Origin of the sequence: Comamonas composti DSM 21721 (assembly GCF_000429845.1) — a bacterium.
GTDB classification, from domain to species: Bacteria; Pseudomonadota; Gammaproteobacteria; order Burkholderiales; family Burkholderiaceae_C; genus Comamonas; species Comamonas composti.
The window spans coordinates 95,226-119,281 of the sequence record NZ_AUCQ01000013.1; the positions used below are offsets into that span (position 1 = coordinate 95,226).

Below are 24,056 nucleotides of genomic sequence, written 5' to 3' on the forward strand. Positions count from 1 at the left end.
CGGCGGGGCTTATTGCACTTGTGCGGTTTGCGGGGCGCCCGCAGGCGCGGTCTGGGCCGTGCTGGTCGGGCCTTGCGCAGGCAGGGCCGTGAGCGCAGCCGGGCTCTTGCCGGCGATGATGGTGGCGATGCGCTGCTCGGCTTCGGACAGCTTGCTGTCATAGACCGAGGTCTGGGCGACGGGGCTGCTGCGCGTTGCCGTGGCCAGGGCCGTGCCGCCCTGGTCGCGCACATCGACCTTGGCCTCCATGGACAGGCCTACGCGCAAGGGGTGCTGGGCCAGATCCTCGGGCGCGAGGCTGATGCGCACGGGCACGCGCTGCACGACCTTGATCCAGTTGCCTGTGGCGTTCTGCGCGGGCAGCAGGGAGAAGGCCGCGCCCGTGCCTGCGCCCAGACCCACGACCTGGCCGTGGTAGGTGATCTTGCTGCCGTAGACATCGGCCATGAGTTCGGCCTTCTGGCCTATGCGCAGCTGGGCCAGCTGGCTTTCCTTGAAGTTGGCATCGACCCAGAGTTCATGCAGCCCGACCACGGTCATCAGGGGCGTGCCCGCCGCCACACGCTGGCCGAGTTGCACGCCGCGCTTGGCCACATAGCCTTCCACGGGGGCGATCAGGCGCGTGCGCTGCAGGCTCAGATAGGCCTCGCGCACCTTGGCGGCCGCGGCGATGACGCTCGGGTGTTCCTCGGCCGTGCTGTCCTTGGTCTGGGCCTCGGCTGCAGTGAGCTGGGCCTGGGCCGCACGCAGATTGGCCTCGGCGGCCTGCACGGCATTGGCGGCAGTTCTGGCCAGCGACTGGGTGTGCTTGAACTCCTCCTTGCCCACGGCGCCCGTGGCCAGCAGCGGGCGGCGGCGCTCCATGTCCTCGCGGGCCCGTGCGGCATCGCCCTGCAGGCGCAGCAGATCGGCCTGGCGCTGTGTGACCTGGGCGACCAGCGGTGCGTTGTTCGCATACAGCGTGCGGATCTGGCGCACGGTCTGCGCAAGCTGGGACTCGGCCTGGGACAGGGCGACCAGGGCGTCTGCAGCATCAAGCTCGACCAGCAGCTGGCCGGGCTTCACGTAGTCGGTATCGTCGGCTCCTATGGCGATCACGGTGCCGCCGATCTGCGGCGTGATCTGCACCACGTTGCCGCCCACGTAAGCGTTGTCCGTGGTCTGGTAGTTGCGCGACACCATCCAGTGCCAGCCGCCCCAGGCCAGGGCGGCAACGGCGACGGCGGCGGCGACGACGGTCAGGCCCTTGCGCCGGGTGGTGGTGGCGCTCGGTGCGGGGGACGCAGACGGGACGGGGGTTGAGGGCTTGCTGTTATCGGTCATGGTTTTTGCGCTCTGTGTATCTGGTTGGACTGCCGGGCTGGCGCTGGTGCCAGCCCCGGCAAAAAAGAAAGGTTCGGGGCCGGATTACGGGCGGGGCTGGGGCCCGGCCTGCAGGGCCGTGGCCGGCTCCTGCCAGCCTCCGCCCAGGGCCTTGGCCAGGGCAACGCGGGTGTCCAGTGCCCGTGCGCGCAGGTCCACGTCGAGGCGGCGCTGGGTCAGCATCTGGTTTTCGGTGTTGAGCACCGTGATCTGGCCCGTGAGCCCGGCCTTGTAGCGCTGCACGGCAAAGTCATAGGCCTTCTCAGCCTTGTTCAGCGACTGGGCCTGCAACTGCTGCTGGCGTGCGAGCGAGTCCAGCGAGGCCAGCGCATCACCAGCTTCGCGCACGGCGTCCAGCACCACGCCGTTGTACTGGGCGATGGCCGCATCCAGATCGGCCTGGCTGCCGCGCAACTGCGCGCGCAGGCGCTTGCCGTCAAAAATCGGCAGGCGCAGCGCCGGGGTCACGCCCATCTGGCGCGAGCTGCCCTTGAGCAGGTTGTCCAGGCCCAGCGCATTCAGGCCCACGAAGGCCGTGAGGTTGATGTCGGGGTAGAAGTCGGCGCGCGCACTGTCTATGCCGTGGCCTGCGGCCTCCACGCGCCAGCGGGCGGCCACCACGTCGGGGCGGCGGCCCAGCAGATCGGCGCCGAGCTGCTGGGGCAGATCCTGGATGCGCAGGGCGTCCAGCCGTGGCGCGAGCTGCAGCAGGGCGTCGGGCGCCTGGCCGCAGAGCACGGCCAGCTGGCGCCTGGACAGCGTGATCTGCTCGCTGAGCATCTCGATCTGCGTGCGTGCATCGGGCAAGGCGGCCTGGGCCTGGGTGAGCTCCACCTGGCTGTCCAGGCCTGCCTGGGTGCGCTGCTGGCTCAGCTCCAGCAGGGATTCGCGCTGGGCCAGCAGGCGGGCCGCGACTTCGCGCTGATCCAGCAGTCTGGCCAGGCCTATGTAGCTGCGCGCCACCTGGGCCGTGATCTGGTTGGCGGCGGCTGCGCCATCGGCCTGGGCTGCGCGCGCCTGGCCCAGCGAGGCCTGGAGGTCGGCCGCATGGCGGCCGAAAAAGTCCGGCGACCAGGACAGGCCGGCCTGCACATTGCTGCTGTTGTAGGTGTGGCCTGCAATCGGCGGTGGCACAAGACCGTTGGCGCTATAGCGCTGGCGCGTGGCATCGATTCCCAGCTGGCCGTGCACATCGCCGGCCGTGCCGGCGGCCGTGGCCAGGGCCAGGGCCTTGTCGAAGCGGGCCTGGCTGGCGGCGAGGCTGGGGTTGCCCTGCAAGGCCTGGTCGACCAGGGTGTCGAGCCGGCTGTCGCCGAGCGCGCTCCACCAGCGCGAGGTCTGCAACTGCGAGGGTTGGGCGCTGCCTTCGGCATCGGCCGGGCTCAGGCCGACGTCGCTGGCCTGCAGCCTGGTCAGGGGCTGGTGTCCGGGACCCTGGGATGCGCATCCGGCCAGAAAGACGGCCAGGGCTGCGGCCAGCGCAAGACGGGTCTGGCGGGCACCTGCTTGTAGAGGTTGAGATGAAGACATGGTGTGTTGTTGGAGTGATTTTTGAAAGGCACCAGGTTCGGCATGGAGGACGGTGACGGCGTTCTAGTCCTGTCCCGACTGTGCAGTGCGCATGGCTTCGCCGTTGGCCAGCATGCGCTTGAGCATGGACAAAAGCAGCTCGCACTCGGCCTGGCTGAAGCCGGCCAGGTGATGGTTGAGCACCCGGGCCAGGACGCGCGGCACCTGGGCGGCGAGCGCACGCCCCTCGTCGGTCAGCGACAAGTGCACGATGCGCCGGTCCTTGGTCGAGCGTTCGCGCCGGATCACGCTCTTGGCCTCGAGCCGGTCGAGTGCGCGTGTCACGGCCGCAGGATCCATGCCCAGGCAGCGTGCCATGTGGGCGCTGGTGGAATCGGGCGCGAGCAGCAGGTGGTACAGCGGCAGCCACTGCACATAGGTGAGGTCCTGCTCGGCCAGCTGGGCATCGGCCTGCTGGAGGATGGAGCTCAGCACCTTGCGCATCAGAAAGCCGGCGCTCTCGAAGGGCACATAGCTGTCGGGTCTGTAGAAGTCCGAGGGCTCGGGGCCTGGCGTGGCCTGATCTGGGAGCATGGCGTTATTGATTGTCTATGCAATGATTGAGTGTGCAATTATTCCCAAAAATGTTTGCTCGTGTGAGACTTTGTTGCGACTAGGGTTTTTACGGGGTAATCAGTAAAAAACATAGCGGCTAGCGCTTGACCTGTAATGAATTCAGCATGATTGATGCATGAAAGTCATGTACAGCTTGCGCTAGCCGCTATGTTTTTGATTAACCCGTCAATCGCTGCGAATGCAGGCGGGTCATGGATGCTGGCCGAGATCGTGAATACGATCTCAGCCCCTGCGGGCTGCGGCCTGAAGGCCGCGCGTCCGGAGAATCACTTCGCAGGCGTGATGACGATTTTTCTGAACGCTATGGCCGTATGGTCGCCCTGCAGATAAATCGGCCCTTTTTCGGCTTCATGGCTGTCAAGCGCTCCGCCGGTAACGCCGGGTATTGCCTGATTGCTGATCACGGTTTTTCCATTGGCAATCACGGTCACCTGTCTGCCGATGAGTGTGATATCGAATTCCTGCCATGCATCGGCGCCCCTGGTATTCAATTCGCTGGGCGCGATGAAGCCGTAAATGGCGCTGAAATCCGTGCTGCCGGGCTCGCTGTCGCGGCTGCTGTCGGCAATCTGCACTTCATGGCGGCCTCTTAAATAGATTCCGCTGTTTCCGTTCTTCGGGTATTTGAATTCCACATGGAGCTTGAAATCTCCAAACACCTGTTCGCTGATCAGATTGGCGCCAGAGCGATCGCTGGTCAATATGCCATTCACCACCTTCCACTGGTTGTCCGGCAGGGAGGATTTCCAGCCTGCAAGATTCTTGGCGTTGAACAGCTCGACGGGCTCGGCCCAGGCCGGCTCCTGCGTGCGGCGCAGGCAGGGCGCGCGTTGTCCCTTGAATGTCTGCCTCTTGCCGTCGCTGGTGGTGATGATGCCTTCTATCTCGTCCCCGGCAATCGCGCCCTCCAGGTGCATGTCCTTATCGCCCTGCGACCATTGGGGCGGAATGGAGAATTCAAACCGGCCATGCGAGAGACTGATTCTTGAAATGGGCCGTGCACTGCCAATGGTGTCCACATAGCGGCCGACCAGGGTCTTGAAACCGGATTTCTCGACTTCCAGCCACGAGGGAAGATGCTTCTCACCATTCTTCAAGGTGATATCCCAACGGCCTATGAGGTTGCCTGGATCTGGGGATTTGCAAGCGTCTGATGAAGGATTTTCATCCGCAGAATACGAAATGCCTGAAAAGGTGGACAGAAAAATGCAGGTGCAAATTGCCGCGATATTTTTGGGCATGGTATGGCTCAGGCCTTTTGTTGACAGAAAATCAGCAGGGCAGGGATTTATTCTAAATTTGGATAAATAGATGGATTTCTGAAAACAATAGGAGTCGGCGTATTTGAATGTAAATGCCGTAAGGCCCGAAAACCCCGCTGGGCGGCGGAGCGGGCCGGGCCTCTTCTTGGCGGACACTGCCTGTCTTTTGCGGCCACCGCTCCCCGGGCTTTATTCGGCGCGTATGCCCTGGCGTCTGACAACTTCTCCAAAGCGGTCGTGGTCCTGCCGGATCTGGGTGTGCAACTGCTGCGGCGACAGAAGCTGTACTTCGGCGCCGAGTGCGTGGATCTGCGAGATCACGGCCGGAGTCTGCAGGATGCGGTTGATCTCCTGGTTCAGGCGCTGGACTATGGGCTGGGGCGTGCCGGCCGGCAGGTAGAACGCATGGCTGGTGCCGGCGTCAAAGCCCTTGAGGCCGAGCTCGTCCAGCGTCGGCGTCTGGCTGAACAGGCTGGAGCGCTTGAGGCTGCCGACGGCAATCAGCTTGAGCTTCTTGTTCTGGATATGGCTGATGGCAATGCCGGGGTCGAAGAACAAATCGATCTGGCCTGCGAGCACGTCCTGCAGCACATTCGCCGCGCCCCGGTAGGGCACGTGCAGCAGATTGATGCGCGCCTGCTCCTTGAGCATTTCGCCAGCGATATGCGGGGCCGTGCCATTGCCCGGCGAGCCATAGGTGAGCTGGCCCGGTCTGGCGCGCGCATGGGCGAGCAGCTCCTCGAAAGTATTGAAGGGCGCGTTCTCGCGCGCCACCAGGAACAGCTCGATGCGGGCCGCAGCAGCCACCGGGGCCAGGTCTTTTTCCGCGTCATAGGGCAGTTTGCGATAGACGTGGGGGTTGATGGCGATGGCGCTGCCCGAGGAGGCCAGCAGCGTATAGCCGTCGGCCGCCGACTTGGCTGCGGCATCGGCGCCCAGGCTGCCGCCCGCGCCCGAGCGGTTGTCGATCACAAAGGGCTGGCCCAGGGTCTTGGACAGCGGCACCGTGATCGCCCGCGCCACCACGTCGGGCGAGCTGCCCGGGGGGAAGTTGACGATGACGCGCACCGGCTTTTGCGGCCAGGCAGCCGTGTTCGATGCCGCAGCGGGCTGGGCCAGGGCGGTCAGGGCCGCAAGGCCGGCGAGCGCGGCCAGAGCCGGGCGGCGTGTGAGTTTGAGGCGGGTGGGCATGATGTCTCCTGTCGTGTTATTCAAGAATCAGTGATGCACGGGCTGGTGCCGTGCCTGGGGCGAGAGCCTGAGGCGAGAGCTCGGGCAGGTCATGCGTTCTCCAGCACCACCAGGCCATAGGCCGTGTTGGAGACCGGCACGTGGTAGAAGCGGTGCAGCGTTCTGACCCTGGCGTCTAGGCAGCCGCGCATGACCAGCCACATGATGGCTTCCACGCCTTCGGAGCCGGTTTCGCGCAGCATCTCGACCACGTCGATCCCGGCAACCTGCTCGGGCTCTGCGATGAAGAGGTCCAGCCAGCGCTGGTCGTAGGCCGCATTGATCAGGCCTGCGCGCTCCCCCTGCAACTGGTGCGACAGCCCGCCCGTGCCGATGACGGCGACCCTGAGCCCGCTGGCATGGCTTTCGATCGCGGCGCGCAAGGCCTTGCCCAGCGCGTGGCAGCGCGCTGCCGTGGGCAGCGGGTGCTGTATCACGTTCACGCACAGCGGAATCACCTTGCAGGGCCAGGCCGCAGGCTGGTCGTAGAGGATGGACAGGGGCACGGTCAGGCCGTGGTCCACCGTCATCTCGCTGACCAGGGTGAGGTCGAAGTTCTGGGCCACCAGGGACTCGGCGATATGCCAGGCCAGATCCGGTGCGCCCTGCACCACGGGCACGGGCCGGGGGCCGTAGCCTTCGTCATGCGGGGCAAAGCTCTCGCCCACGCCCAGGGCAAAGGTCGGCGTCAGCCGCAGGTCGAAGCAGGAGGCATGGTCGTTGTAGACGATGATGCAGACGTCCGGGCGGGCCTTCGCCACCCAGTCGCGCGCCGCCTGCATGCCTGCGAACACGGGCTGCCAGTAGGGCTCGTGGCATTTGCCGTGGTCTATGGCCGCGCCGATGGCCGGCACATGCGATGTGCCCACGCCGCCAATGATCTCAGCCATGGGCGGCCTCCCTGCGGCTGCGCCAGCCTTCTATGGAGCGGCCGCCGCCCAGCATCATCTGGCGGAATTCGTCCACGCTCATGCCCGTTCCGGACATGGCTGCCCCCGCGTGCTGCATGCTCCAGCCATCGAAGATGGCCAGCTTGAACAGGTAGTAGATATTGCCGCCCAGGCGCAGCATGGCCAGCCAGTCGCGCGAGCGCACGGCCGCCAGCTGCTCGGCCGACAGCGCATGGCTGCCCAGGTACTGCTGCGGGTTCTGGCGAAAGCGCTCGCGGTTGCGGCTGTCGTCCAGGGACTTGCAAAACAGGTTGAGGCGCAGGCCCAGGCGGTGCTGCTCACCGTCAAAGACATAGGTGCCGGGGATGTCGGCCAGGCCGGCCCTGGTCGCCATGAGAGAGCTCATGCTCATGAGCTTTCTCCGTTGGCGCCAGCCGCTGCCGCGCCGCAGGCTTCTTCGAACGGCAGGCCTGCGTATTGCTCGGCCAAAGCGAGCTGGGCCGAGGGGTTGGCGCGCAGGTATTCGAGCTCGTACTCCTGGGCACGCTGATCGAAGGCCGAGCTGTCGGGAAAGCGGTGCAGCAGATTGGTCAGATACCAGGAGGTGCGCACCGAGGCCCAGACGCGGCGCAGCGCCATGTCGCTATAGCCGTCTATGAGCTCGGCCGTGCCCGTGGCATAAAAGCCGGTCAGGGCCCTGGACAGGTAGAACACATCGGAGACAGCCAGGTTCAGCCCCTTGGCACCCGTGGGCGGCACGATGTGGGCGGCATCGCCGGCCAGGAACAGCCGGCCGTGGCGCATGGGCTCGGCCACATAGCTGCGCAGGGGCGCAATCGATTTTTCGATCGACGGGCCGGTGACGATGCGCTCGGCCATTTCCTTGGGGTAGCGGGCCTTGAGCTCTTCCCAGAAGCGCTCGTCGGACCAGTCCTGCGTGCGTGTATCCAGCGGCACCTGGATGTAGTAGCGGCTCAGCGTGGGGCTGCGCATGGAGGCCAGCGCAAAGCCGCGCGGGTGATTCGCATAGACGATGTCGTCCAGCGGTGGCGTCTGCGACAGAATGCCCAGCCAGCCGAACGGGTAGACCTTCTCGAACTCGCGCAGCACATCGGCCGGAATGGTCTTGCGCGAGACGCCGTGAAAGCCGTCGCAGCCCGCGATGAAATCGCAGCTCAGGCGCCGGGTCTGGCCCTGGTGCTCGAAGGTGACGAAGGGCGCGTCGCTGTCCACGGCATGCAGGGCCACGTTCAGCGCTTCATGGAGGATGCGCGCCGAGCGCGCATCGCTGGCCGCATGCAAATCCTCCTGGATCTGGGTCTGCCCATAGGCCATGAAGCGCTTGCCCAGGTGCTTGCGCACGTCGATGAAAAAGCTCTCCTGGCCGGCCCAGGCGATCTTCATGCCGTCGTGCAAATGGCCTTCGCGGTCCATGCGCTCGCCCAGGCCGCAGCTGCGCAGCAGATCGACCGTGCCCTGTTCGAGCACGCCGGCACGTATGCGCGACTCCACCTGGGCACGGCTGCGGTGTTCGAGCACCACGCTGTCCACGCCTGCCTGGTGCAGCAGATGGGACAGGAGCAGGCCCGCCGGGCCGCCTCCAATGATTGCAACTTGTGTTTTCACTTGGGAACTTCTGATCTGAATGAAGGGGGAGAAAAAGTGATTGGCACAGGCGATGCTAGGGATAAAGACGGCTTTGCATAAGCCAGCAGATGCTTATAGTGATCGCCTTTTCTTATCAGTCCGAGCGGACGCAGAGCATGACCTTGCAGCAGTTGAGGGCCTTTCTGGCGGTGGTGGAGTGCGGGGGATTTCGTGCGGCATCGCGCCGCCTGGACATCTCGCAGGCAGGTCTGACGACCAGTCTCAAGGCGCTGGAGGCCACCTTGGGTGTGCAGCTTTTGCGCCGTTCGGTGCAAGGCGTGGTGCTGACCGCCGAGGGCGAGCGCCTGCTGCCGCGCGCCAGATTGATCACGCGTGAAGCCGGCAAGGCCCAGGAGGAGGCCCAGAGCGCGCTCAACGCCGAGGCCGGCAGCCTGGCCATAGGCCTGGGGCCCACGCCCACGGCGGTCTTGTTGCACCTGGTCGTGCCCGAATTTCACAGGCGCTTTCCTGCAGTGCAACTGCGCCTGTTCAGCGGCTTTTACGAGCAATTGCTGCCCGAGCTGCAGCAGGCGCGCATACAACTGGCCGTGACAGCCGTGCCCGATGAAGGCGTGGCCGTGGGCTTCGAGGTGCGCAGGCTGTTTCGCAGCGCCCTGGTGGTGATTGCCCGGCGCGGCCATCCACTGGCCGCAGCCCGGTCATTGAAAGCCTTGCAAGGCCAGGAGTGGGTGCTGCTGGGGCCGCCCGGCGGCCCGGGAGGGACGGTGTTGCGCTTTCATGCCGAGCAAGGCCTGCCCAGGCCGCGCGTGGCCGCGACCTGCGAATCCTTTTCCCACCTCACGCCCCTGATCCGGGGGACGGACTGGCTGGCCATGGTGCCCGTGGCCATGATGGAGAACAAGTTGCTGGGCGACGATGTGCTGGCGCTGTCCATAGAGCAGTCGCCGCCCAGCTTCGACAACTGCCTGATCTACCGCAGCGACAGCCCGCTCACCGGCGTGGCCGATACGTTTGCGGGCATGTGCCAGTCTTTTTCGAGGGTGCTGGCCCGTGGGGCCAGCGATGCGGTGATAGGCCAGGCCTGAGAGCGTGAATACGCTCTGAGGGGATCAACTGCAGCCCTGGGCGGCAGCCGCATGGTGGTCTTCGCTGCGACGCGCGAGGCGGCTGGCCTGCAGGCCCAGAGCCCACATGAGCGCTCCGGCCGCAAGCGCCACCACGAAGGAGGTGCGCGCTCCCCAGTGGTCGGTGGCCCAGCCGGCGGCGGCCGCGCCCAGTGCCACGCCCATGGCCAGGCCCGTGAGCAGCCAGGTCATGCCTTCGGTCAGGCGGTTGGGCGCAACCTGCTGCTCCACCAGGCTCATGGCCACGGTAATCGTGGGACCGAAGGTGATGCCGGCCAGCAGCACGGCCAGGGTCAGCCCGGTCAGATTGCCGGCCATGATCAGGGGGATGGCCGTGATGCAGACCGAGGCGCCGACCCAGTGGATCTGCGTGGACAGCGGGGCCTTGATCCGCAGCGTGCCGAAAAACAGGCCCATGAGGCAGGAGCCCAGCGCATAGAACGACAGCACGATGCTGGCGGCTGCAGGCTGGCCCTGGGCCGTGGCAAAGGCCACGCTGGCCACGTCGATGGTGCCGACGATGATGCCCTGGGCGAGCATGAACAAGGCCAGGGTGCGCACCACGGGATGAAAGGCCAGGGAGCGGTGGCGCTGGTGCTGCTGGCTCGCGTCCACGGGCGGCTCGGTGCGACGCTGGGCCACGAACAGGCCGACCCCCACGATGAGCAGCAAGGCTGCAGTCACGGGGCCGGCTTCGGGGAACAAGACCATGCTCAGGCCCACGGACAGCGGCGGGCCCACGATGAAGCACAGGTCATCGAGCACGGCCTCGAACGCGTAGGCGGTCTGCAACTGCGGCGTGCCGCGCAGCAGCACAGTCCAGCGTGCGCGCACCATGGCCGACATGCTGGGCAGGGCGCCCACCAGGGCGGCAAGCACCAGCAGCAGCCAGTCGGGGCCGTGCCAGTGCGCGCAGGCCAGCAGGGCAAACATCGAGCAGGCGCTCAAAGCCGCAGCCCAGGGCAGGACCCGGCGCTGGCCGTAACGGTCGACCAGGGCCGATATGCGCGGCGCAAACAAGGCAATGGAGAGCGCGAAACAGGCCGACACCACACCGGCCAGCGTATAGGCGCCGCGCTGCTGGGACAGCATGGTGATGAGGCCTATGCCCGTCATGGACAAGGGCAGGCGGGCCAGCAGCCCCGCCAGAGCAAAGGCGGCCGTGCCAGGCAGGGTGAACAGTTGGCGGTAGGCGTGGAACATGAAAACCTCGAAGTGCGACGGGCCCTGGAGATGGGGGAGGGCTTGAATGACATACGTCGCGTATGTCGGATTCTATGGGAAGAAATCTTCAAGTATTATTGGCATACGATTTGTATGTGAATGGAGAGGGGAATGCGCAAGAGCCGGGCCAGCATGATCGAGGAAACGCGTGCCAAGCTGGTGACAGCAGCGCGCGAGGCCTTTGCCGCCCAGGGCTATGCCCAGGCCTCGATGGACGAGCTCACCGCGCGCGCGGGGTTGACGCGCGGTGCCCTGTACCACCATTTCGGCGGCAAGCAAGGCCTGCTGGCTGCCGTGGTCGCGCAGATCGATGCCGAGATGGATGCGCGCCTGGAGCGGGTGCTCGCAGCCCATGCCGACCCCTGGGTGGGCTTTCTCGCCTATTGCCGTGCCTACCTGGCCATGGCCCAGGAGGCCGAGATCCGCCGCATCGTCCTGCAGGATGCGCGTGCCGTGCTCACGGGAACCGATCAGGGCGAGCAGCACCGCAACTGCATTGCCTTCATGGCCGACTATCTGCAGCGGCTCATGGACCAGGGCGTGATCCTGCAGGCCAGCCCCCAGGCCCTGGCCAGATTGCTCAACGGCTGTCTGGTCGAGCTGGCCTTCTGGATTGCCGAGGAAGATGCGCCGGTCTCACGGCTCGAGCAGGCCTTGCAGGCCCTGGACTCCACCTTGGGGGGCTGGAAGCTTTAGAGCGTGTTCACGATCTCTGCGCAGGCGCGAGGAGATCGTGAACACGTTCTTAGGCGTTGAGCTGTTCGCGGTAGCGTCCCGGTGGCATGCCGAACCAGCGCTTGCAGGCCCTGAAGAAATTGCTCTGATCCACAAAGCCCAGCAGATCGGCGATCTGGGCCAGGCTGTGGCGCGGCTCGCCCAGGTACTGGCGCGCCAGCTGGCGGCGGGTATCGTCCAGCAGTTGCTGGTAGCTCACGGCTTCGGCCTGCAGGCGGCGCTGCAAGGTGCGGTCCGACATGGCCAGCAAGGCGGCCACATCTTCGCGGCGCGGCTCGCCCTGGGGCAGCAGGCGTGCGATCTCCTGGCACACGCGTGCGCTGACGCGGGTCTGGCCCAGTTGGTCGAGCTCGGTTTCGACCAGTTTTTCATGCAGGGCCCAGAGTTCGGGGTTGTGCGTGGGAATCGGCGTCAGCAGATCGGCTTCGGAGAGCAGCATGCGGTTCGCTTCCTGGTCGAAGCGCGGCAGCAGCCCGAAGGCCGCTTGGTAGGCCGCCTCTTCGGGCTCTTTCGGCGGCGGGGCCACGAAGTCCACGGCCTGGGGCATGACTTCGCGCCGCGTGAGCCAGGTGCACAGCACCAGCAGCGTGAGCATGGAGTATTCGGCACGCTGGCGCGGCACGGGGCGCGTGGCTCCCACATGGTTCATGACCATCCAGTAGCCGGGGGCGCCATAGGCATCGCGCTCCAGATGGAAGCTGGTGGCATCCGAGATCACGGCCATGTGGCGGCTCAGGTCCTGAAAGCCGGCCAGCAGGTTGGGGCCCGAGGCCAGCGAATAGCCGACCAGATCGATGTTGCTGTAGCGCGAGGCCAGCTCCCTGCTCAGTCCCAGAGTGGATTTTCCCGAGCAGGCCACGCCCAGCTCCCAGAGACGGCTGACGCGGTCCACGTCGACGCGCGTCTGGGGCTGCTGCAGCGAGGCCAGATCGATGCCGGCCTGGGTGCACAGGCTCTCCACGGCCAGCCCCTCGGCGGCCATCATGTCCGTAACGCCTCGAACCCAGGCGGCGGAGCTGCCGGGTCGCAAGGTCATGGCAGGGTTTTCCTGGGGAAGTGGTGCGGCGGATGGCGTCTTGAAGTCACTGTTTTGGCTTGGTTGCGATAACGGGGTGTGCGCGGGCTCTGCCTAGAATTTTTGTGTGGGCAGAACTTCATAGTTTGCCCCATGGGCCGTGAGCAGGCCCGGTAAATACCAAGAAAACCAGGAGACGCGTTTTGAGCACGATTTTCATGCACCCCCGGCGCTGGGGTTTGGCTACAACCCTGGTCGCAGCCAGCCTGGGCCTGGCCGCCTGTGGAGGCTCTTCCTCCAGCGAGCCCGAGGCCAATCCCCCGCAGCCCGTCGAGACCACGCAGCGCTCGGGCTACATCACGCTGCCCAACGGCAACAAGATGCGCTACTCGCTGGTGCTGCCCAGCGCCACGGGCAGGTTTCCCGTGCTCGTGGTGTATGACGGCTATGCCGCAGGCTCGGTGGCCAGCCAGGCGCCGGCCTGGGTCAAGGAGGGCTATGCCGTCATGGGCATCAATGTGCCGGGAACGGGCTGCTCCTCGGGCGACAACCAGGTCTTTGACGAGACCACGGGCGCTGCAGGTGCCTTTGCCGTGGAATGGGCGGCCGAGCAGTCCTGGTCCACGGGCCGCATCGGCATGCTGGGCTCGTCCTACTCGGGCTACAACCAGCTGTGGGTGGCTGCACACCGTCCCAAGGGGCTGCTGGCGATCACGCCCAGCAAGAACGTGACCGACCCTTACCGCGATGTGGGCTATCCGGGCGGGATTCCGAATGTCGGCTTTCCCAACATGTGGTGGGACGTCTTTCCCATCTTCTGGAAGCAGGCGGCCGCCATCGCAGAAAAGGATGACAAGGAGTGCGCAGCCACGGCGGCCAGGAATATCGCCAATCTGGAGCGCCCCGATCTGGACCTGCGCAAATGGCTGGAAAACGCCTATGCCGATGGCGTATATGTGGACCGCAGTGCGAACCGGTTCACCTACAAGATCAACGTCCCCACGCTGGGCAACCAGTCCTGGCAGGACGAGCAGATCGGTCCGCGCGCGGGCTATTACGAGGACACGATTGCTCCCGACAAGATGTGGTTGCTGAGCTCCAACGGCGACCACAACACGAATACCCGTTCGCAAGAGGTCGATCAGTCGCTCAAGCGCTTTCTTGCGCACTTCGTGAAGGGTGAGGACAACGGCTTCGAGAAAGAGCCGCGCGTACGCCTTTTGCAGGAAATGCAGACCACGGACGAGATACTGGCGAATGGCCTGGCCAAGCTCCAGTCGCGCACCATGACCGACCTGGGCCCCATGCCCGTCAAGGTCAAGCCCATGCGCTTGTGGATGCAGGCCCAGGGTGGTCTTGCCGATACGCGCCCCGTCGATGCGCTGAGCTCGACCGGCTACCAGTACCCCGTGGACAGCCCGACGGTGAATGTGCCGCCGCCGTTGCTGGGTGGAGCGCCTTCCGATGAAGGCTGGCAGGCCACATCGGCGGCCGCCCAAAATGGCGCGCTGGTCTTCACCACGGCACGCCTGCCCGAGGACCTGAGCTTCTACGGCGAAGGCTCGGCCGACATCTGGCTGAGCGCGACTGCGGCCAATACCGACCTGCAGGTCACGGTCTCCGAAGTGCGGCCCGATGGCCAGGAGATGTTCGTGCAGCGCGGCTGGCTGCGCGCCTCCAAGCGCGCGCTGGATGCGGGCCGCAGCAGCGAGTTGCGCCCCTATCAGACGTTCTTGAAGAATGACGAGTCCATGCTCCAGCCCGGAGTGCCGGTGCTGGCGCGCGTGGAGATCAACAAGTTCGCCCATGTGTTCCGCAAGGATTCGAGCATCCGCGTGACCATCGACACCCCATCCAAGACCGGTTACTGGGTCTTCGGCAACGACAAGACTGCATCCGTCAATACGGTCTGGCACGACAGCTCGCGTCCCTCAAGCATTGTGCTTGGCTACCTGCCCTACAAGCATGAGCCCAGCCTGCCCAGCTGCGAGAAGACGCTGCGCCAGCCCTGCCGCACAAGCGAGCATCCGGTGCCCGCAGGTGTGGGTCCGAGGCCCCCGGTGTAACGCCGAAGCCGTATGCCGTGATGGCTCCTGGATCTGCGTGCAAATCCAGGGGCGTGATAAGAGCGTGTTCACGATCTCCTCGCGGCGCTCCAACGCGCCTGCGTAGAGATCGCGGACATGCTCTAAGAAAAAGTGGAGACAGATTTTGATGAAAAACCATATACAAGCAGGCGCCTGGCGCCTGGCGACAACCTTGGCTGCAGCCTCGCTGGGCCTTGCGGCCTGCGGTGGCTCGTCCTCGGACGATCCATCGCCGCCTGTTGTCCAGCCTAGCCAGCAGTCGGGCTATATCACGCTGCCCGATGGCAACAAGATGCGCTATTCGCTGCTGCTGCCCGAAGGCCAGGGGCCTTTCCCGCTGCTGGTCGAATACGACGGCTATTCCTCGGGCTCGTACCCGAATGTGGCCACGCCCTGGACCCAGGAAGGCTATGCGGTCATGGGGCTGAATCTGCCGGGCACGGGCTGCTCCACGGGTGAGGATCAGGTGTTCGATGCAAGTGTCGGCGCGGCCGGGGCCTTTGCCATCGAATGGGCGGGCAAGCAGTCCTGGTCGAACGGACGCATAGGCATGATTGGCTATTCGTACTCGGGCTACAACCAGCTGTGGGTGGCTGCGCACCGTCCCAAGGGGCTGGTGGCCATCACCCCCAGCAAGACCGTGACCGATCCCTATCGTGACGTGGCCTATCCGGGCGGCATTGCGAATATCGGTTTTCCTTCGCAGTGGTGGAGCGGCTTTCCCACGATCTGGGAAAGAGCCCGCGATCTGGCCGCCAAGTTCGGCGAGGATACGGGCTGTGCCAAGACCGTGGCCGAGAATATCGAGAAGATCAAGCGCCCCGATCTGAGCCTGCTCGAGTGGACCAAACACCCCTATGCAGACGGCCTGTACATCAAGCGCAGCGCGATGTACGAAACCGGCAAGATCAATATCCCGGCGCTGGGAACCCAGTCCTGGCAGGATGAGCAGATCGGTCCGCGCTCCGGCTACTACGAGGACACCATGGCCCCGGACAGGATGTGGCTGGTCAGCTCCAATGGCGACCACCACACGAATGTGACCTCGGGTGAGATCGACCAGACCTTGAAGCGCTTTCTGGCCCACTTCGTGAAGCAGGAGGACAACGGCTTCGAGAAAGAGCCGCATGTGCGCCTGCTGCAGGAGATGCAGATCCAGGACGAGAAGGCCTACAACGGTGGCGCCAAGCTGGAGCCTACGGCCATGGCCGAGTTCGATCGCCTGCCCGTGCCCGTCAAGCCCCTGCGTCTGTGGATGCAGCCAGGCGAGGTGCTCGGCGATACCGCGCCTGCGGCAGCCGGCGGCTCGTCCAGCTATCGCTATCCGGTCAAGAGCCCCCAGGTCAACAACCCCGCAGCCGAGGGCTGGCAGTCCGTGGCCAGCTCCGAAAAGGATGGGCAACTGGTCTTCACCACGCCGGTCCTGCCCGAGGCCCTGAGCTTTTACGGCGAGGGCTCGGCCGATCTGTGGCTGAGCTCCACCGAGGCCGATACCGACTTGCAGGTCACGCTCTCCGAAGTGCGGCCCGACGGTCAGGAGATGTTCGTGCAGCGCGGCTGGCTGCGTGCGTCAAAGCGCGCCCTGGATGCGAGCCGCAGCACCGAACTGCGTCCCTACGGCAGCTTTTTGCAAAAGGATGAAAGCCCGCTGGTGCCGGGCGGGCAGCCGGTGCTGGCGCGCGTGGAGATCAACAAGTTCGCGCATGTGTTCCGTGCGGGCTCCAGCATCCGCGTGACCATCGATACGCCCTCTCAAACGGGTTTCTGGATCTTTGGCAACGACAAGAGGCCGTCGACGAACACGCTGTGGCATGAGCCAGGTCATGCTTCCAGCATCGTCCTAGGGTACATCCCGTACAAGCATGCGCAGGCATTGCCAAGCTGTGACAAGACCATTCGTCAACCATGCCGCAAGAACGAGCATGCGGTGCCTGCAGGTGTGGGCCCCCGGGCGCCCGTGTAGGCCCGTTGGCTGAGCATTCCCGGCAAAGGTGGCTGGGCTGCCTTCCGGGAAGGCATGGATTTCAAGTGTTTTCAGGCTCTGGCGCATATGTATGAAGCGCTAGATGCTATGAAAACAGTAGTTTCTCCAGCCCCCAGCCCCAGCCCTTGGCGTCAGATTCCCTTGAACCTGTTCTTGGATCGTGTGGCTGAGGTGCGCGCCTACCAGGCCGCGAGAGCTGTGCCGCGCAGCGACTCGGGGCTTGCGAATCCAGGGTTTTCCTGGTGCCTCCAAGCCTTGGTTGGTCCTGTGAAGTCACTGTTTTGGCGCTGTTGCGATAGCCGCCTGGGCGGAGGCCGTTTCTAGAATGATTTCAGCGCAACCAACGATTGCGCGGTGTGTCCCGAGGGTTTGGCAAGCCCTCGGGAAACTTAGAAAATCATCAGGAGACAAGCATGGGAACAGGACGGTGGCGGGTGCTGGGCGGCTCAGGTCTGGCTGCGGGCTTGGTGGCTTTGGGGCTTGCGGCTTGCGGCGGCTCTGAGCGCGAAGAGCCAGAGGTGAGTGAAGGGCCTGAAGTGCGCGAGACGGCTTATGGAAAGCTGCTTGGCGTAGACGACAGCACGGTTTCGGGTACTTATTTCTGGAAAGGCGTGCCCTTTGCCCAGCCTCCCGTTGGTGCTTTGCGCTGGGAGGCGCCCGTAGAGCCTGTGGCCTGGCAAGGAGTGCGCGATGCGCAGCGCTTTGGCAATGCCTGCTTGCAGCTGGGCCGTATCTACGGGCCGGGCGCCAACAACCGCTTTGACGACACCATCGCTTCCACCTTGGATCAGCCCCTGGGCAGCGAAGACTGCCTGACGCTCAATATCTGGCGACCCGCCAACAACCAGGACCAGCTGCCTGTGCTGCTCTTTGTGCATGGGGGCAGTGCCATCTCCGGCTATACGGCAGATCCGGTCTATGACGGTGCGCAACTGGCCAAGACGGCGAATGCCGTGGTGGTCACGGCCAACTACCGGCTGGATATCCTGGGCTTTATGCAACTGCCGCAAATGCAGGCGAACGCAGGCGGTACGGGTAATTTTGCGCTGCTGGACAATTTGCAGGCGCTGAACTACATACAGCGCAATATTGCAAGCTTTGGCGGTAACGCGGGCAATGTCACGCTGATGGGGCAGTCGGCAGGCGCCATCAATGCACTGGCCCTGCTCACGGCCGACAAGGCCAAGGGCTTGTTCCACCGTATCGTGCCCATTAGCGGCGGACTCTCCCTGCCTTCGAATCTGCCTGCGGGCACCTTGCCAACGATCAAGCCGGCCTCTGCTTATGCGGGCCAGGCCGGCATGCTTCTGGCCCATTTGATGGTGGACGATGGCCTGGCCCGCGATGTGGCCAGTGCCTCGGCAATGGCCGCAGGCTGGTCGCAGCAGCAGGTGGCCAGCTATCTGCGCGGCAAGGACGCAGGCTTGCTGCTCAAGACGCTGGCGGCCAAGGGGCTGACGGGCTCGGGTCCGATTCCCGACGATGTGCTGATTCCCGCCGACCCCATGGCAGCCCTGGCTGCGGGGCGCTACAACAAGGTGCCCGTGATGGCCGGCTATACCGCCGAGGAGGGCAAGCTGTTTGCTCCCTTGTTTGCGGCCTTGGGGGGCAAGCCGGGCTTCAAGATAGACGATGCCGAGCGCTTTCGCATGATGCAGGCCTTTGATCCGGACGCAAGCGCAGGCCAGCCGCGCGAGGAGGACATCATCGACACCTCCTATCTGCCCGCGCAAGCTCCGGGCACGGGCTATAACGCCATGGCCAGCTTGCTGGGCCGCTTGTTCATCAACCCCAGCCGGGACCAACTGCTCAACACGCTGCGCACGCAACAGTCCGATGTCTGGGCTTACCGTTTCGATTGGGCTCAGCAGCCAGCTCCCTGGAACACGGTTTATGGCGCGGCCCATGCGTTTGATCTGCCGTTTATGTTCAAAAACTTCGGTCCTTCGGTGTTTGCAAAGGCCACCAACAGCAGCGCCAATGAGCCCGGCAGGCTGGCGCTGTCCGGCGCCATGATGGCCAGCCTCAAGGCCTTTATGCATACAGGCAGTCCGCAGAGTCAGGTCTTGGGTCAGACCTGGAATCCCTGGCCCAGCACGCTGATTTTTGATGCAGGGCCGAGTCAGCTGCGCATAGACCAGCAAGCCGCAACAGCTCCGCAATAAAGCATGATTTGTGCGTGCAGGAGGTGGCCAAAGGCGATCCGGGCTCTGTTCTGAGCCCAGGGTTTTCCTGAGGCCCTAAGCCTCTTGCTGGTCCTGTGAAGTCATTGTTTTGGCGCTGTTGCGATAGCTGAAGGTGCAAAGGCCTTGCCTAGAATTTTGAGAGCAGAAAACAGTGCCAGGGCCCATGGCAAGAGTCGATTCAGGGCCTTGGCGGACGCAGAGAAAAAGGAGACAGGATCCATGACCGCCTTCACGCAGCCCGGCCAGGGCTGAGTACTGCCCAATCCATGACACAAGCGAGCCGCAGCATGCGCTAGATCATGACTGCGGCTCGACTAGGGTATGTCCCAGGCAAGCGGGCGCAGCCTCTACCAGGCAGTGACAACACAATTCGTTAACCGCGCAACAAGAGCGACAGGCCCAGGCCTAAACCATATGGGTTCTGAGTTCAGTGCGTGGATGATCGGGCAACTGTTTTGCGCAGACGCCCGTACATCCCCTGGGCGCGGTTGGCGAAATTATTCGAATAGAGGAGACAACGAATGCAGGGCTTGATGCAGAACCAACCGCTTTTGATTTCGTCGCTGATCGACTTTGCCGAGCGCCATCATGGCGATGCGCAAATCGTTTCGCGGCGCGTTGAAGGGGACATACACCGCTACACCTACCGTGACCTGGCTGCGCGCTCCAGGCAACTCGCGAATGCGCTCGACGGCCTGGGGCTGGCGCAGGGCGAGCGCGTGGCCTCGCTGGCCTGGAACGGCTACCGCCACATGGAGATGTACTTCGGCGTCAGCGGCTCGGGCCGGGTGCTGCACACCATCAACCCGCGCCTGCATCCCGAGCAGATCGCCTGGATCGTCGGCCATGCCGAGGACCGCGTGCTGTGCTTCGACATGAGCTTTCTGCCCATCATCCAGGCCGTGCATGCCAAGTGCCCCACGGTCAAGCAATGGGTGGCGCTTTGCGATGCCGACAAGCTGCCTGCGGATACCGGCATCCCCGGCCTGGTCAGCTACGAGGCCTGGATCGCAGCGCAGAACAGGCAGTACGACTGGCCCCAGCTCGACGAGAACACGGCTTCGAGCATGTGCTACACCAGCGGCACTACGGGCAACCCCAAGGCTGTGCTCTACAGCCACCGCTCCACCGTGCTGCATGCGTATGCGGCGGCCCTGCCGGACGTGATGTGCCTGTCGGCGCGCGACTCGGTGCTGCCCGTGGTGCCCATGTTCCACGTCAATGCCTGGGGGATTCCGTACTCGGCTGCGCTCACGGGCTGCAAGCTGGTGTTCCCGGGACCGGCCATGGATGGCAAGTCGCTGTACGAGCTCATGGAGGCCGAGAGCGTGAGCTATGCCGCCGGTGTGCCCACGGTCTGGCAGATGCTGCTCGGCCATGTCAAGCCCAATGGCCTGCGTTTCAGCACGCTCAAGCGCACGGTGATCGGCGGCTCGGCCTGCCCGCCGGCCATGATTGCCGCCTTCCAGGACGAGTTCGGTGTGGAGGTGCTGCACGCCTGGGGCATGACCGAGATGAGTCCTCTGGGCACGCTGTGCACGCTCAAGAACAAGCACTTGCAGCAGTCCAGGGACGAGCAGATGGCTGTGCTGCAAAAGCAGGGCCGGGCGATCTTCGGCGTGGACATGAAGATCGTGGACGGTGACGGCAAGGAGCTGCCCTGGGATGGCAAGAGCTATGGCGACCTGCTGGTGCGCGGCCCCTGGATTCTGGATACCTACTTCAAGGGCGAGAGCCCGCTGGTCAAGGACGAGCAAGGCCGAGGCTGGTTCCCCACGGGTGATGTGGCCACCATCGATGCCGATGGCTTCATGCAGATCACCGACCGCAGCAAGGACGTGATCAAGTCGGGCGGCGAGTGGATCAGCTCCATCGACATCGAGAACATCGCCATGGCCCATCCGGCCGTGGCCATGGCCGCCTGCATAGGCATGCCCCATCCCAAATGGGATGAGCGCCCCATCGTGGCCGTGGCCAAAAAGGCGGGCAGCGAGGTCTCGCGCGAGGAACTGCTCAAGTTCTACGAGGGCAAGACCGCCAAATGGCAAATCCCCGACGACGTGGTCTTTGTCGAGGCGATTCCGCTGGGTGCCACGGGCAAGATGCTCAAGACCAAGCTGCGCGAGCAGCTTGCGGGCTACGTTCTGCCGGGTGTGGCATGAGGCGTTTTCCGGGCCGGTAGTGCGGCTTGGGACGGAGAGGGCTCCGGCATATGTCCCCGGGCTGGCTGACTTTGGGGCACATGTCCGGCAAGGTTGCGCGGCGGCTTTTTGCATGCTGTGCGCGTGCTTGCCGGCTCCTGGTCGCCAAGGTGATATGTGCTAGGGCAATCACGGAGCGGGATTTGGTAACAAGACCTTTAGGCTGGGCGTGGCCTAAATAAGTAACTGTAGGAGACAAGCTCATGAAGTTCGTATTCAAAGCCTTGGCGGTGGCGACAGCATTTGCCTGTGCGGGAGGCGCACTGGCCCAGAAGGGCGAGACCGTCAAGGTGGCCTGGATAGATCCCTTGTCCGGCCTCATGGCGGCGCTGGGTTCGAACCAGCTCAAGAGCCTGCAATACACCGCTGAAGAGATCAACAAGGGCAATGCCTCGGGCGTGAAGTTCGAGATCATTGGAATAGACAACAAGCTCAGTCCCCAGGAGACCACGGCAGCCCTGCGCTCGGCCATGGACCAGGGCGTGCGCTATGTGTTCCAGGGCAATGGTTCGGGCCCGGCCCTGGCCATCATGGACGCGCTGGAAAAGCACAACGCGCGCAACAAGGGCAAGGAGGTGGTCTACCTCAACTACGCGGCCGTGGACCCCGACCTCACCAACAGCAAGTGCAGCTACTGGCACTTCCGTCTGGATGCCGATACCTCCATGAAGATGGAAGCCTTGACCACCTACATGAAGGATTTGCCGGACGTCAAGAAGGTCTATCTGATCAATCAGAACTACGCGCACGGCCAGCAGGTCTCCAAGTACGCCAAGGACATGCTCAAGGCCAAGCGCCCCGATGTGCAGATCGTGGGTGACGACTTTGCGCCCCTTGCCCAGGTGCGCGACTTCGCGCCCTATATCGCCAAGATCAAGCAGTCGGGTGCGGACTCGGTGATCACGGGCAACTGGGGTTCGGACCTGGCTTTGCTGATCAAGGCGGCCGGCGATGCGGGCCTGAACAACGTCAAGTTCTACACCTATTACGGCATTGCCACGGGTGCGCCCACGGCCATGGGTGCCGGGGCTGCGGACAAGGTCTACATGGTCGGTTATGGCCACCTGAACCTGCCCGGTCCGCTGGAGAAGATCACCAAGGGCTTCAAGGCCAAGTTCAACGAGGACATGTATACGGGTGCGCTGTACTCGGGCCTGACCATGCTGGACCAGGCCTTTGTGCGTGCCAAGGGCACGGACCCGGCCAAGGTGGCGGCCATCATGGAAGGCATGAAGTTCAACAGCTTCAATGGCGAGGTGGAGATGCGCAAGAGCGATCACCAGCTGCAGCAGGGCCTGTTCATCATGCGCTGGGAGAAGGCGGGCGGCAAGAACCCCATGGACTCGGAGAACACGGGCTACACCTTCGCGCCCGTGAAGTACTTCGAGCCCTACGTGGCGAGCACGCCCACCTCCTGCCAGATGAAGCGTCCGTCTTGAACACGAGGCTCCCCCTGAGGCGCTGGGCGCCTCTCTCCTCTCTCTTCGGGGGGAGGGCGATGCCCTCGCTGCGCAGCGGCTGATGCCGGGGGAGGGCTCATCTTCGCAAGGGGCGCGGGGCGCCCCTTTGTTTTGCCTGAAGACGCGGGGAAGCTCTTTTTCCCTGTTCGGAGTGGCATTCATCTATCGCCAATGGGTTATTCGCTGCCGCGAAGTCGCATGGGCGATAGTTTCTAAGGCATTCCCCGAAAGGGAATTGTCTATACGAGGTTAGGCTGTTGCCAATGTTTGAAAACGTACTGAGATTTAACAAGGAGACAGAGATGAAGTGGATCGTGCATAGCTTGGCGGCATCGGCCCTGATGGCCTGCGCCTCGGGCTCCGCCTGGGCACAGAAGGGCGAGACCGTGAAGATAGGCTGGATAGATCCCTTGTCGGGTCTGATGGCAGCCGTGGGCACGAACCAGCTCAAGACCTTCCAGCTGATCGCCGAGCAGTTCAACAAGGGCAATGCCTCGGGCGTGAAGTTCGAGATCATTCCGCTGGACAACAAGCTCAGCCCCCAGGAGACCACGGCAGCCCTGCGCTCGGCCATGGACCAGGGTGCGCGCTATGTGGTCCAGGGCAACGGTTCGGGTCCTTCGCTGGCCATCATGGACGCGCTGGAAAAGCACAATGCGCGCAACAAGGGCAAGGAGGTGGTCTACCTCAACTACGCAGCCGTGGACCCCGACCTCACCAACAGCAAGTGCAGCTACTGGCACTTCCGTCTGGATGCCGACACCTCCATGAAGATGGAAGCCTTGACCACCTACATGAAGGATCAGGCCGACATCAAGAAGGTCTATCTGATCAACCAGAACTATTCGCACGGCCAGCAGGTTTCCAAGTACGCGAAGGAAATGCTCAAGGCCAAGCGCCCCGATGTGCAGATCGTGGGTGACGACTTTGCGCCCCTGGCCCAGGTGCGCGACTTTGCGCCCTACATCGCCAAGATCAAGCAGTCGGGTGCGGATTCGGTGATCACGGGCAACTGGGGGTCGGACCTGTCGCTGCTGGTCAAGGCCGCCAACGATGCAGGCCTCTCCAACGTCAAGTTCTACACCTACTACGCGTTCGGCTCGGGCACGCCCACGGCCATGGGTGCGGCAGCCGACGGCAAGGTCTATGTCGTGGGCTACGGCCACTACAACCTGCAGGGCCCGATCCAGCCGCTGATGACCGACTTCAAGAAGAAGATGAACGACGACCTCACGCAAAGCTCGATCTATCACGCGTTCGCGCTGCTGGACTCGGCCTTTGTGAAGACTGGAGGCACCGAGCCTGTGAAGGTGGCGGCTGCGCTGGAAGGCATGAAGATCAAGAGCTTCAACGGCGAGGTGGAGATGCGCAAGAGCGATCACCAACTGCAGCAAGGCCTGTTCATCACGCGCTGGCAAAAGGCCGATGCCAAGCATCCCTATGACGCCGAGAACACCGGCTATACCTTTGCGCCCGTGAAGTACTACGAGGCCTTTGTGGCCAGCACGCCCACGACCTGCCAGATGAAGCGCCCTTCATAAGC

The 24,056-nt window shown here is 64.0% G+C and carries 18 protein-coding genes; 8 read left to right on the forward strand and 10 right to left on the reverse strand.

All coding sequences use genetic code 11. From position 1 onward, the window contains the following. Positions 1 to 9 precede the first annotated feature (9 nt). From G486_RS0109475 to pobA, 8 genes are all read right to left on the reverse strand, one after another. Positions 10 to 1,323: an efflux RND transporter periplasmic adaptor subunit gene (locus G486_RS0109475; protein ID WP_027015331.1), complete on the reverse strand. Its 1,314-nt coding sequence runs from the start codon at positions 1,321 to 1,323 to the stop codon at positions 10 to 12. Between the two features lie 84 nt (positions 1,324 to 1,407). Then, positions 1,408 to 2,892 (reverse strand): efflux transporter outer membrane subunit, encoded by a 1,485-nt coding sequence (locus tag G486_RS0109480; RefSeq protein WP_027015332.1) that lies wholly within the window; start codon positions 2,890 to 2,892, stop codon positions 1,408 to 1,410. A gap of 63 nt (positions 2,893 to 2,955) precedes the next feature. Next, a complete protein-coding gene (locus G486_RS0109485) occupies positions 2,956 to 3,465 on the reverse strand; it encodes a MarR family winged helix-turn-helix transcriptional regulator (RefSeq protein ID WP_027015333.1) in 510 nt (169 codons plus the stop codon). 308 nt (positions 3,466 to 3,773) lie between these two features. Beyond that, entirely contained in the window at positions 3,774 to 4,748 is a 975-nt protein-coding gene (locus G486_RS0109490) for a 3-keto-disaccharide hydrolase (RefSeq protein ID WP_027015334.1), read from the reverse strand. A gap of 210 nt (positions 4,749 to 4,958) precedes the next feature. Continuing rightward, positions 4,959 to 5,960 carry a Bug family tripartite tricarboxylate transporter substrate binding protein gene (locus G486_RS0109495; RefSeq protein ID WP_027015335.1) on the reverse strand — a complete coding sequence of 334 codons (1,002 nt, stop codon included), beginning with the start codon at positions 5,958 to 5,960 and terminating at the stop codon, positions 4,959 to 4,961. 89 nt (positions 5,961 to 6,049) lie between these two features. Then, entirely contained in the window at positions 6,050 to 6,889 is an 840-nt protein-coding gene (locus G486_RS0109500) for a class III extradiol dioxygenase subunit beta (protein ID WP_027015336.1), read from the reverse strand. Then, the gene (ligA, locus tag G486_RS0109505) at positions 6,882 to 7,301 is read right to left on the reverse strand and encodes a protocatechuate 4,5-dioxygenase subunit alpha (protein ID WP_245587279.1); all 420 of its coding nucleotides are present in this window, start codon (positions 7,299 to 7,301) and stop codon (positions 6,882 to 6,884) included. Before ligA ends, G486_RS0109500 begins: the two co-directional genes overlap by 8 nt. Then, positions 7,298 to 8,515: a 4-hydroxybenzoate 3-monooxygenase gene (gene pobA / locus G486_RS21905; protein ID WP_051303349.1), complete on the reverse strand. Its 1,218-nt coding sequence runs from the start codon at positions 8,513 to 8,515 to the stop codon at positions 7,298 to 7,300. Before pobA ends, ligA begins: the two co-directional genes overlap by 4 nt. Before the next feature lie 137 nt (positions 8,516 to 8,652). On the opposite strand from pobA, the gene G486_RS0109515 reads away from it, so the two are divergent. Continuing rightward, positions 8,653 to 9,582 carry a LysR substrate-binding domain-containing protein gene (locus tag G486_RS0109515; protein WP_027015338.1) on the forward strand — a complete coding sequence of 310 codons (930 nt, stop codon included), beginning with the start codon at positions 8,653 to 8,655 and terminating at the stop codon, positions 9,580 to 9,582. Positions 9,583 to 9,606: 24 nt separating this feature from the next. Here the strand turns inward: G486_RS0109515 and G486_RS0109520 are convergent, their stop codons facing one another. Further along, complete coding sequence (locus G486_RS0109520; protein ID WP_027015339.1) at positions 9,607 to 10,824, reverse strand: MFS transporter; 1,218 nt, start codon at positions 10,822 to 10,824, stop codon at positions 9,607 to 9,609. Positions 10,825 to 10,956: 132 nt separating this feature from the next. Here G486_RS0109520 and G486_RS0109525 point away from each other — a divergent pair, with 132 nt between their 5' ends. Further along, the gene (locus G486_RS0109525; protein WP_027015340.1) at positions 10,957 to 11,541 is read left to right on the forward strand and encodes a TetR/AcrR family transcriptional regulator; all 585 of its coding nucleotides are present in this window, start codon (positions 10,957 to 10,959) and stop codon (positions 11,539 to 11,541) included. Positions 11,542 to 11,590: 49 nt separating this feature from the next. Here the strand turns inward: G486_RS0109525 and G486_RS0109530 are convergent, their stop codons facing one another. Next, a complete protein-coding gene (locus tag G486_RS0109530) occupies positions 11,591 to 12,616 on the reverse strand; it encodes an AraC family transcriptional regulator (protein ID WP_027015341.1) in 1,026 nt (341 codons plus the stop codon). Between the two features lie 182 nt (positions 12,617 to 12,798). Between G486_RS0109530 and G486_RS0109535 the strand changes: the two genes are divergently transcribed. From G486_RS0109535 to G486_RS0109560, 6 genes are all read left to right on the forward strand, one after another. Beyond that, positions 12,799 to 14,661, forward strand: a complete 1,863-nt coding sequence (locus G486_RS0109535) for a CocE/NonD family hydrolase (protein WP_027015342.1) — start codon at positions 12,799 to 12,801, stop codon at positions 14,659 to 14,661. 148 nt (positions 14,662 to 14,809) lie between these two features. Then, complete coding sequence (locus G486_RS0109540; protein ID WP_027015343.1) at positions 14,810 to 16,645, forward strand: CocE/NonD family hydrolase; 1,836 nt, start codon at positions 14,810 to 14,812, stop codon at positions 16,643 to 16,645. 434 nt (positions 16,646 to 17,079) lie between these two features. Beyond that, on the forward strand, positions 17,080 to 18,831 hold the full coding sequence (locus G486_RS21910) for a carboxylesterase/lipase family protein (protein ID WP_051303351.1): 1,752 nt from the start codon (positions 17,080 to 17,082) through the stop codon (positions 18,829 to 18,831). Positions 18,832 to 19,373: 542 nt separating this feature from the next. Beyond that, on the forward strand, positions 19,374 to 21,014 hold the full coding sequence (locus tag G486_RS0109550; RefSeq protein WP_027015344.1) for a 3-(methylthio)propionyl-CoA ligase: 1,641 nt from the start codon (positions 19,374 to 19,376) through the stop codon (positions 21,012 to 21,014). Positions 21,015 to 21,256: 242 nt separating this feature from the next. Beyond that, entirely contained in the window at positions 21,257 to 22,492 is a 1,236-nt protein-coding gene (locus G486_RS0109555; RefSeq protein ID WP_027015345.1) for a branched-chain amino acid ABC transporter substrate-binding protein, read from the forward strand. Between the two features lie 323 nt (positions 22,493 to 22,815). Next, the gene (locus G486_RS0109560; RefSeq protein ID WP_027015346.1) at positions 22,816 to 24,054 is read left to right on the forward strand and encodes a branched-chain amino acid ABC transporter substrate-binding protein; all 1,239 of its coding nucleotides are present in this window, start codon (positions 22,816 to 22,818) and stop codon (positions 24,052 to 24,054) included. The last annotated feature ends 2 nt before the right edge of the window (positions 24,055 to 24,056 follow it).